We start from the raw sequence: 10,191 nt of genomic DNA on the forward strand, positions 1-10,191 counted from the left end.
TCAAAAGATCGCAGCCTTCGGCAGCTCCTACTGGTGATGTGTTCATAACCGCCGTAGCATCGCCACATTGTTCACCCGAGGTGCCTATGCTGATTCCCCACGACCAACTTGAAGTCGACACCCTGACCCGCCTGATCGAGGACTTCGTGACCCGCGACGGCACCGACAATGGCGATGACACGCCGCTGGAAACCCGCGTTTTACGCGTACGCCAGGCATTGACCAAGGGCCAGGCCTTGATCGTCTTCGACCCGGAAAGCGAGCAGTGCCAGTTGATGCTCAAGCACGATGTGCCCAAGCATTTATTCGACTGATTTTTTCTTTCGCGGCACTTTGCGCTGGATCCGGTCGTAGATCTCGGACCGGTGCACATCGACGCTCTGCGGCGCCTCGACACCAAAACGCACGCTGTTACCGTTGACGCCAACGACGCGGATGGAAATGGTGTCACCGATGGAAATCAGTTCACCTACAACACGACTGAGTACAAGCATGGCCTTGGTCCTACAGGGTTACCGGACCTTGAAGATGCCCGGCGTCGGCCGGGCCTTCAAGACAAGGACGGTAATCCAGACCGAACTGACAGCCCACGACCAGCCTCCTGACGGAAATGCCCTACAGATCGGCTGAATGTAGGAGCGAGCCTTCAGGCTGCGGAAAAACGCGGACCGAACAGGATCACGCTCGCACCGATCACGCACAATGCCACGCCGATCCAGTCCGAACCCAGTGGACGAATGCGTTCGACCACCGCCAGCCAACCAATCGACGCGATGATGTAGATACCGCCATAAGCGGCATAGGCGCGCCCGGCGTAGGTGGCTTCAATGCGGGTCAGCAACAACGCGAACACGGTCAGGCTGAGCAGTGCCGGCACCACCCACCAGGCACTTTTGCCCTGGCGTAGCCACATCCAGAAAGCAAAACATCCGGCGATTTCGAACAGCGCGGCGAGGAAAAACCACAAGTAGTTGAGCATGCGAACGTCTCGCGAAAGTGGCCGATGGCGGCCACCCTAACTATGCAGTCGCTCGCGGGCAAGTTCAGCTTGCGGATTGTTTAGCCTTGGCGCGCATCTTGTCGGCCATCAGCGTCATTTCGTTGTAGAGCAGTTGCGGGTTCTTCTGCTTCAACGCCCAGGCCATGCGCCCCTGTTCGTGGGGCAGGATCATGAACTCGCCGGCGGCGACCTGCTGGTAGATGTAATCGGCAATGTCGGCCGCGGTGATCGGCGAACTTTCCAGCAACTTGCCGACCTGGGCCTTCATGGCCGGCGTCGGGCCACGGAATGAATCCAGCAGATTGGTCTGGAAGAACGACGGACACACCACGTGCACCCCAACTTCCTGGTGCGCCAGTTCGATCAGCAGACTTTCGGACAATGCCACCACGCCGGCCTTGGCCACGTTGTAGTTGCTCATCGCCGGACCTTGCATCAATGCAGCCATCGACGCGATGTTGATGATCTTGCCTTTGCTCTTTTCCAGGAGTGGCAGGAACGCCTTGCAGCCCTTGACCACGCCCATCAAATTGATCGCGATCTGCCAGTCCCAGTCCTCCAGGGACAGTTCACTGAAGAACCCGCCCGAGGCCACGCCCGCGTTGTTGACGATGACATCGATGCCGCCGAGCTTCACTTCGCAAGCCTGGGCAAACGCAGTCAACTGACTGTAATCGCGCACGTCGCAACGCTGGATGAAACCGTCGCCGCCCGCTTCGCGCACCAGTTTCAGGGTTTCCTGCAGACCGGGCTCACTGACGTCCGACAAGGCCAGTTGCCAGCCTTCACGCGCCCAGCGCAGCGCGATTTCGCGACCCAGGCCCGAGCCTGCGCCAGTGATCATCATGCGATTTTGCATAGCAAACAGCCTTGTTGTTCCGGGGAAGATGCGTCGAGTGTAGCGAAGGATATTGCCCGACCCACGCTCCATCAGATTGCTGAATGGCCCGAGCAAACCGCCGGAACGGCTGAATCAACTAATGAAATAAGTAATCGAATGGGCGCGGGATCGAAAAACATCAAAAAAACTTGGAATTTTCTTTCACTCGTGACGGTCGGAAATTTTAAGCAGCTCGAATTAATGACATTCCCGCTGACTGTTAACGGCTAAGTCATTCCTGAACTCTTACAGCAAGGAAACAGACATGGGCACAATTCTTCTGATCATTTTGATCCTGTTACTGATCGGTGGTCTGCCGGTCTTCCCGCACTCCAGAAGTTGGGGTTATGGCCCGTCCGGTATCATCGGCGTGGTGTTGGTGGTGATACTGATTCTGTTGTTACTCGGCAAGATATGACGATTTAACCGGCAAAAAAAAAGAGGCCCTTGAAGGGCCTCTTTTTTATTGCGTCGCTATTTAGTCCGGCGTGCCGTCGACCACACCGGCGGTGTTGTCGAGCAGGCTCTTGGTCGCCGTTTGCAGGAACGCTTCGAGCTTGGTTTTCAGCTCGGCGGTACGCGGAGCATCCGGCACCACTTCAGCGTGCGGCTTGGCACCCAGTTCATAGCGGTACATCTTCGGCGCCATGTCCTTGTCCCGTGGCAGTACCAGAATCTGGTCAGCAGTCACGATGGCCGTGGTCTGTTCGCTGCCCGACGGCTTGATCACGCCAAAACCGGTATCGCCTTCAGGCAGGTTGAGCAGGTCGCGACCCCAGCACTGATGACGCACTTCGCCACCCAGACGACCCATGATGGTCGGCACGATGTCGATCTGCGTGCCCACGGTGTGGTCAAGCTTGCCGAATTTTTCCTGGATGCCCGGTGCAATCAGCAGCATCGGCACGTTGAAACGACCCAGGTCCATTTCGGTGATCTGACGTTCGTTGCCGAATCCATGGTCGCCGACAACGACAAACAGGGTTTCCTTGAAGTACGGCTCCTTGCGAGCCTTCTCAAAGAACTGACCCAACGCCCAGTCCGAGTAACGCATGGCGGTCAAGTGCTCGTTCAGACTGCCGCGATCGGTTACACGCTCGACCGGCAATGGCGTCGGCAAAGCATATGGCGTGTGGTTGGACAGGGTTTGCAGCAAGGCATAGAACGGTTTCTTGTCCTTGCCGTCGCGGGCTTTCAGTTCAACCAGACCACGGTCGAACATGTCCTGGTCGGACACACCCCAGGTCGGGTCGGAGAACACCGGGTTAACGAAGTCGTTACGCCCGATGAAATTGGTCATGCCCTGGTTGCTGAAGAAACCCGACTGGTTGTCCCAAGCGAAATCGCCGTTGTAGACGTACACGTCGTCGTAGTCACGGGCGCTGAGCAACTGCGGCAGGCCCGACAACTTGTGGCTGCCTTCCGGCGTCTGCATCAGGTATTCGAAACCCGGCAGGTTCGGGAAGCACGCCATGGTGGCGAACATGCCTTGGTGGGTGTGAGTACCGTTGGAGAAGAAACGGTCGAACAGCAGGCCTTCCTTCGACAGTTGATCGAGGTATGGCGTGATGTTGCCGGGAGCGCCCAATGCGCCCACCGAGTGACCCGCCATGCTTTCCATCAGGATCACAACGACGTTCTTGATCGGCAGGGTCTTGTCGGCCGGTGGCGTGTAGTCGCGGCGTACCGCGGCAGTTTCGCCATCCACCAGTTTGTCGTCCTTCATCACCAGCATGTCGCGCACAGTCTGCTGCGCCATCGGTTGCGGCAACGTGGCTTTCCAGATGTTGTCGCGATCTTCGGACATCCGGCTCTTCGCCGCCGCCACCAGGGACAGCGTACCGTTGAGGCCCAACTGGTTAGCGAAGTTGGAGTCGGTGGTGTAGACGTCACCCCAACGCATCGGCGGACCCTGGCGCAAGGTGCCACGAGCCGCGACCACGCAGATCAGCAGGCAGACCACGAACACCACGGCGCGCGTGTACCAAGGGGCAACCTGCCGGGTGCTGATGCTACCGCCGCTGAAAGGACCACGAGGACGGGTCGCACGGTCGGCGCCCTTGAACGCCAGGCTGAGAATCCAGGTGCCCACGGCCCAGGCCAGCAGGTAACGAACCACCGGGAAACCGTACCAGAGCATGCTCATCACGGTTTTCGGGTCTTCCTTCACATACTGGAAGACCAGGCCGTTCAGGCGCTGGTGGAACTCACGGTAGAAGTCCATCTCCATCAGGCCGAGGAACAGCGCAATGCTGGAAGCAATGGTCAGCCAGAGACGGAAGAACCCACGCGCCGCCATGGCCCGGGCACTGAACAGAGCCAGCAGCAACGGAATGCTGAGGTACACCACCAGACGCAGGTCGAAACGCAGGCCGTTGGCAAATGCCTCGAAAAAGGTCGAGGCCGGTGTATCGAGGATCATTTCGCGGTTGTAGACCAGCAGCGCGAGGCGCAGTGCGGAAAACATCACCATCATGACCAGAGCGCACAGCAGCGTGTAAGCCAGATGCGATTTGACGGTCGGTTGCAGCAAGCGACTCGAAGCTCGCTGCTGACTCAGGGCGTCCGGGATTGCCATGTCGTTTTAGGACCCATTGGAAGTTGAAGTTTCAAAAATACAGCGGCGCCTTGCCCTCTATTGGCCAGTACTCGGCCCTGGGGTTTGCGCGGTGCGCAAATGTTGCACGATCAATCGCGGCATTGCCATTGATTACTGTTCTGTCATGCCGGCGCGGGCGAATTGTCTTGGAGGCTTTGTGAAAATTTTGTGCAACGCATATCTGGAAACACAATAAAGGCTTCAGATCGAATTCAGGATCAAAAGATCGCAGCCTTCGGGAGCTCCTACATTGGAACATTTCGTCGTAGGAACTGCGGAGTGCAACGAGGCTGCGATCTTTTCCACCAGGCAGGGAGTGGACGCGCAGCAGATCGGAGGCGATACGCCCAGCGTTTACTTCTCGGCCCGCGCCTTCAGAGCTTTGAGGGTATTGAACGGCGCATCCACCACAAACTTGTTGGCAACCATCGAAGGAATACTGCCACCCGGCTCAGTGTGAACCTGATAAGTCACTTCAATCTGATCGCCCTTGGGAACGAACTTCCAGAAGCCATCCACTTTGGTAACCCGCACAAAACCTTTTTCTTCGGGAATGTACTTGGGCACGCCTTCAAGTTTGCGGGTCAGGCTGCCATCGGCGCCTTCAACGGTCGTGACATGCAGCACCGAATCACGGGGGGTAACCGGCCACGGAGTATTGAATTGGGTGTAAGTCCAGCTCTGGTCACCTTCATGCTTGAGCAACTTCTGGCTCTTGCATTCGTGAATCCAGGTGCAGGCGCCGGCTACGTCTTCCTGCAGCGCGCGCAGCTTGGCCATGGTGGTTTTCATCAGGGTGACACCCTGGTAGGCCTTGTAGTCGGAACCCGGCACTTCACTCAGGGAGACCTTGATGCCGTCTTCGTTCTTGGCGACTTTCCAGTCTTCGGCCTGTGCAACCGAAGTGGCCAATACAGCCGTCAAACCACACAGCACAGCGATACGATGCAGCGAACCCATAATGTTATTCCTTATTGTTGAAGTTCCGTTCGTTGACACATTACGCCGCCGTCATTTGCTCCCACCAGCCAATCAGCCTGATGGCCTCTTCACTGCTGCTGCCACACACCTCAACGTCAGCCTCGAATGCTGAACACACCGCTGGACGCTCCGGCTGACCGAAAATGTTGCACAGGTTATCGGCAGACAATTGCAGGCAACGTTCCCCGGCGGGCTTGCCGTTGGGCATACCGGGAATGGGTGAACTGATGGATGGGGCAATGCAACAGGCGCCACAGCCTTCACGGCATTTCATGACGACGAGCTCCTCGCGACGGGCGATGTGTTAAAGGACGGGGCACAGAGTAACCGCTAAAACAGTTGTTTTAAATTACCGAGCCACGGGTTTTTACCTGCAAACGGCTGTGACCGGGCAGTCTCCGACAAAGCGTCTATCCAGCGTATCGTGATTAGCGTCAACTTATCGCTTGAACTCAAATTCCAGCGCTGCACCGTCGACTTCACGGCGTTCTTCATTGCGTAACTGCAACTGCATTTCGTTGCTGATCAAACGACCGTTGAGCTGGAACCCGCTGCTTTTGTCACCGAACATCTGCGGCAACACGGGGTCGCGCTTAGGCAACGGTACAGTACCGACGGGATCAAGCTCCTCAACCATATCCTTGGGCAGGCTCAGATCCAGATTGGCGGAAGGGAGTTGGGTTTTCACCACTTCACTGGCCGGTTTCGACTTGGAGGCAGTCGGCGGGCGCTTTTTCACCGAAGCCGCTTTCTGCTTGACCGGTGCAGTTTTTTTCACGGGCGCCGCTTTTTTCGATGGCGTGCTCGCTGTCGGTTTTTCTTGAGCAGAAGCGGCCAGAACGGATACCGGCTGAGCGCTGATGAACAGGCAGATCAACAAACAGGTGGCAGAAAAAATCGATTTCATGGATCCAACGGCGCATATCGCGCAATCGACAGCGGGGCCATATGCTCGCCTGTTGCAGGCGCCAAGACAAGCTCGGGCAGGATTAACCTGCCCGCCACATCAAAAGCCGCCGGCCATCTCCTGGCAAAGCTGGGTAGCCAGCATGCCCAAGGTCATCAAGGCCCGATCAGCTTCACGATTCCACGGGATGCCGCAGTTCAACCGGATGCAGTGATTGAATTGCTCGGTGTTACTGAAAATCAGCCCCGGCGCAATGCTGATGCCCTGCTGCAGTGCGCGCACATGCAATTCCTGGGTATTGACCCTTCCCGGCAGGCTCACCCACAAAATGAAGCCGCCGGTAGGCCGCGTCATTTGCGTGCCTTCGGGGAAATATTGCTGCACCGCCAACTGGAAGGCGCTGAGGTTCTTGCGATATTCCTGGCGGATGAAACGCAAATGCCGATCGTAACCGCCGTTTTCCAGATAGGCGGCAATGCCCATTTGCGTGACGCTGCACGCCGAATGGGTGCTGAAAGTCTGCAAACGCTGGATTTCCTGCTGAAACTTGCCGGCAATCATCCAGCCGATGCGCACACCCGGCGACAGGGTCTTGGAGAAGCTCGAGCAATAGATCACTCGATCCAGCCGATCGTAAGCCTTGAGCGCCTTGGTGCGACCCTGCTCGAACATCAGTTCGCCGTAGATATCGTCCTCGACAACCTGGATGTCGAAGTCCGACGCCAGGCGCAGCAGTTGCTTCTGCCGCTCTTCGGGCATGGTGCCGCCCAATGGATTGCTCAGACGCGTGGTCAGCACCAGCGCCTTGATCGACCACTGGTTGGCCGCCAGTTGCAGGGCTTCGAGGCTCATGCCGGTAGCCGGATCGCTGGGGATTTCGATGACCTTGAGCCCCAACAGATCGGCCAGTTGCAGCAAACCATAGTAGGTCGGCGACTCGGCTGCGATCAGGTCACCCGGCCGGGTCAGCACCCGCAGAGACATTTGCAAGGCATCGACGCAACCGTGGGTGATCACCACTTCCGACGGATCGACCACCACACCGGCATCGCGCATGCGGATCGCCACTTGTCGGCGCAAAGGCTCGAAACCGGGGCTGAACATGTAGCTGAAGGCACGCGGGCTATGGAAACGGGTGACTTTGGCCAATTGCTGATGCAGCGCCCGCACCGGAAGATAGTCGACGCTCGGCACTGCGGCGCCCAATGGGAACACGCCCTCGCGACGAGATTCGACCAGAACCTGTTGAATGATGCTGCTGCGAGTGACCAGGCCCGGACGCTCGACTCGAGCAATATCCGGAGTCGGCGCAGTCAGGGCCGGCGTCTGGTGCACGTAGTAGCCCGACTGCGGCCGGGCACGGATCAGCCCTTGATCTTCAAGATTGGCATACGCCTGTAAAACCGTGGCATGGCTGACGTTGAGCTGCGAACTCATCTTGCGCACCGAAGGCACGCGCTCGCCCGGTTGATAGACACCACGGCGGATGTCTTCGGCCAGTTGCTGAGCAATACGTTGGTAGAGCAAGAGGTTGGTCATGACGCAGCACTCGATTTCACAGGCATTTTATTCTTGTCGGAAACGATACCGGAACAGTTTAGAAGTGTACTGGGACAGTTGCCACAATAGTCGACAGTACAGTGCAGTGTCAGCAAAAACTGTACTGTTTTGCGAGGTATTTGGCAGGCGTAAAAAAACCCGGCGCTGTCCAGGCAGGCCGGGTTTTCCAGTAACGCGCCCCTTAGCGGGCGGCGCCGAGCTGGCCTTTTTCGTCGGAGAACACAATTTCCACCCGGCGGTTCTGTGCGCGTCCACGCTCGGAAGCGTTGGCGTCCACCGGGTATTCATCGCCGTAGCCTTCGACCTGAATGCGTTTGTCGTCGATACCCAAGTCCATCAACACATCCGCCACCGACTGCGCACGGTCACGGGACAACTTGAGGTTTTCCTGTTTGCCACCGGTACTGTCGGCATAACCTTCGATGCGCACCACACGTTTGGGGTTGAGCTGCAGGAACTGCACGATCTTCAGGACGACGCGGTTAGCCGAGCTTTTCAGCTCCGCTTCACCGGTGTCGAACAGCACATCACCAAGCGTCATCACCAGACCGCGATCAGTCTGAGTGGTGGCCAGTGCCACAATCTGCTCTTCGATCCATTTGCCCTGCTGTTGCACGCTGAGCAGCTTGGACTCACGCAAGGCCAATTGCAGGCGCTGACGCTCCAGTTCGAGTTTCGCGGCGCGCTCTTCGTTGAGCACCTGATTGGTGTGCTCCCGGGCGATTTCGCTGTAGCGCTGACTCAGGTAAGCGTAATGCGCCACATCCGAACCACTGCCCCAGTAGCTGGACAAGCGATCGGCACGCGCGAGGGATTCACCGGCGCGGATCACGTCCTTGGGCGCGATACGCAGCACGTTGGAGTCTTCCTTGACCTTCTGGAAGTCGGTACCGGCCTGTTGCAATGCTGCCTCGCCGCGCTGACCGGCACAGCCATAGAGACTCGCGCAGCCCAACAGGAGCAAACCACCGATTACTGTGGACTTGAGGCTCATTGGGCGTCCCCCAGTTGCTTGCGCAGGCGGGTGATGCGGGTATTGAGCACGTTTAGCTGTTCCTCACTCTTGAGGGTCAGGACTCGGGCTTCAGCCAGACGCGCATCCAGCTCGGCCTGCTCGGCCCGCATCCGCGCGTTCTTGTAAGACTGGTCAGCCATGCTGCCCTTGGCCCGGTTGTATTTGTCTTCGGCCAGTTTCATTTCCGGCACTTCATCGGCAGTAGCGCCAACAGCCTTGGCTTGCTCGACGGCCTGAGCGGTCAGGCGCATTTGTTCATTCGGCGCCGGATCGGCTGCACAACCCGCCAGAGCCAGAACGGCCAGGGCAGCGAAAAGAGGTCGAATACTCACAAAAAATCCCTACTGTTTTGGGGCACTGACAGGTTGCTTCTGCTGCGCATTCCAACGCTCGATATTGCGTTGCAGTACAGCCTCCGTCAGTCCGGACGCGGGCAATTCTGTCATCTTTTTGGCCAGCTGTCCGCGCAACCACGGATCGTTGCAGGCAGAGTTATGGGAAAGCGCCAGAAACAACCCCGGCTTGTCGACCGGTTGCGCACGGGCGATCAAGTCATTGGCCATGCCCAGTGTCTGCGCCATTGCCATACCCGAGTAACGTCCGGCGAGGACAAATTCCACTTCACCCAAGAGCAATTTCTGAAAGGCCTGGGTGAGATTGGGTGTACGGGTGAGGGACAATTGCTGCTCGGCAAATGTGCCGAATGCCGAGGTCAATCGAGACTTTTCCGACAAAGCGCCGGGATGGCCGTGCAGATCCTGTACGTCGTTGTAGACCAGTGGCGAGTCTTTACGGGTCCAGACCAGGTAATCGTTTTCCAGCAACGGAGGATGAATGTAGTCGAGGGACTCCAGCTCACTGACCGTCAAGCTGGCGTCGGCCAGCATGTCCATGCGCCCATTGCGCACCTCGTCCAAGGACTGGGAGCGTTTACCGGCGTAAAGCAGTTCGACCTTCAACCCCAACTCCCCCGCCACTTGCTGTAACAGATCGGCACTGGCGCCGATCAAGTGCTTGGGATTTTGCGGGTCTTGCCACAGATACGGAGGCGCATCCGGGCTGCCGGTGACCACCAGGCGTTCGCACTTGCCCGCCGCGATCGATAGCGTCGGCAACAGCGCCAACCCCAGCAAGCTCCACGCAAGACGCAGATCCATGGCAATACACTCCACTCAAACCGGTTATGTCTCTTGTAGGAGCTGTCGAGTGAAACGAGGCTGCGATCTTTCCGACTTCACTTGAGTATCAA

General features: G+C 57.8%; 13 protein-coding genes. 2 read left to right on the forward strand and 11 right to left on the reverse strand.

The genetic code is table 11. The features are described 5' to 3' along the window. The first annotated feature begins 86 nt into the window (after positions 1 to 86). Entirely contained in the window at positions 87 to 314 is a 228-nt protein-coding gene (locus ACW9JC_RS25600) for a YheU family protein (protein ID WP_003199186.1), read from the forward strand. Here ACW9JC_RS25600 and csrA read toward each other — a convergent pair. The 3 genes from csrA to ACW9JC_RS25615 all read right to left on the reverse strand — a co-directional run bounded on the left by csrA (position 303) and on the right by ACW9JC_RS25615 (position 1,859). Further along, positions 303 to 494 carry a carbon storage regulator CsrA gene (gene csrA / locus ACW9JC_RS25605; protein ID WP_457458455.1) on the reverse strand — a complete coding sequence of 64 codons (192 nt, stop codon included), beginning with the start codon at positions 492 to 494 and terminating at the stop codon, positions 303 to 305. The two genes, ACW9JC_RS25600 and csrA, sit on opposite strands and share 12 nt — an antisense overlap. A gap of 152 nt (positions 495 to 646) precedes the next feature. Further along, entirely contained in the window at positions 647 to 979 is a 333-nt protein-coding gene (locus ACW9JC_RS25610) for a YnfA family protein (RefSeq protein ID WP_457458457.1), read from the reverse strand. A 64-nt stretch (positions 980 to 1,043) separates the two neighbouring features. After that, the gene (locus ACW9JC_RS25615; RefSeq protein ID WP_457458458.1) at positions 1,044 to 1,859 is read right to left on the reverse strand and encodes an SDR family oxidoreductase; all 816 of its coding nucleotides are present in this window, start codon (positions 1,857 to 1,859) and stop codon (positions 1,044 to 1,046) included. Positions 1,860 to 2,145: 286 nt separating this feature from the next. Between ACW9JC_RS25615 and ACW9JC_RS25620 the strand changes: the two genes are divergently transcribed. After that, positions 2,146 to 2,298 (forward strand): DUF3309 family protein, encoded by a 153-nt coding sequence (locus ACW9JC_RS25620; RefSeq protein ID WP_008060837.1) that lies wholly within the window; start codon positions 2,146 to 2,148, stop codon positions 2,296 to 2,298. Between the two features lie 60 nt (positions 2,299 to 2,358). On the opposite strand, the gene ACW9JC_RS25625 is transcribed toward ACW9JC_RS25620, so the two are convergent. The 8 genes from ACW9JC_RS25625 to ACW9JC_RS25660 all read right to left on the reverse strand — a co-directional run bounded on the left by ACW9JC_RS25625 (position 2,359) and on the right by ACW9JC_RS25660 (position 10,099). Continuing rightward, the gene (locus ACW9JC_RS25625) at positions 2,359 to 4,458 is read right to left on the reverse strand and encodes an LTA synthase family protein (protein WP_457458459.1); all 2,100 of its coding nucleotides are present in this window, start codon (positions 4,456 to 4,458) and stop codon (positions 2,359 to 2,361) included. Positions 4,459 to 4,833: 375 nt separating this feature from the next. Further along, entirely contained in the window at positions 4,834 to 5,439 is a 606-nt protein-coding gene (locus ACW9JC_RS25630; RefSeq protein WP_457458461.1) for an START domain-containing protein, read from the reverse strand. 40 nt (positions 5,440 to 5,479) lie between these two features. Then, on the reverse strand, positions 5,480 to 5,734 hold the full coding sequence (locus ACW9JC_RS25635) for a YkgJ family cysteine cluster protein (protein WP_457458463.1): 255 nt from the start codon (positions 5,732 to 5,734) through the stop codon (positions 5,480 to 5,482). 165 nt (positions 5,735 to 5,899) lie between these two features. Continuing rightward, positions 5,900 to 6,367, reverse strand: a complete 468-nt coding sequence (locus tag ACW9JC_RS25640) for a translation initiation factor 2 (RefSeq protein WP_457458465.1) — start codon at positions 6,365 to 6,367, stop codon at positions 5,900 to 5,902. A 99-nt stretch (positions 6,368 to 6,466) separates the two neighbouring features. Beyond that, positions 6,467 to 7,906, reverse strand: coding sequence for an aminotransferase-like domain-containing protein (locus tag ACW9JC_RS25645; protein WP_338585348.1), 1,440 nt, complete (start codon positions 7,904 to 7,906; stop codon positions 6,467 to 6,469). A 202-nt stretch (positions 7,907 to 8,108) separates the two neighbouring features. Next, complete coding sequence (locus ACW9JC_RS25650; protein WP_457458467.1) at positions 8,109 to 8,921, reverse strand: OmpA family protein; 813 nt, start codon at positions 8,919 to 8,921, stop codon at positions 8,109 to 8,111. Continuing rightward, positions 8,918 to 9,274 (reverse strand): DUF4398 domain-containing protein, encoded by a 357-nt coding sequence (locus ACW9JC_RS25655; RefSeq protein ID WP_338585346.1) that lies wholly within the window; start codon positions 9,272 to 9,274, stop codon positions 8,918 to 8,920. Before ACW9JC_RS25655 ends, ACW9JC_RS25650 begins: the two co-directional genes overlap by 4 nt. Before the next feature lie 9 nt (positions 9,275 to 9,283). Next, positions 9,284 to 10,099, reverse strand: a complete 816-nt coding sequence (locus ACW9JC_RS25660) for a substrate-binding periplasmic protein (protein WP_457458470.1) — start codon at positions 10,097 to 10,099, stop codon at positions 9,284 to 9,286. Positions 10,100 to 10,191 lie beyond the last annotated feature (92 nt).

It is taken from the genome of Pseudomonas sp. SDO5591_S426 (assembly GCF_054070755.1).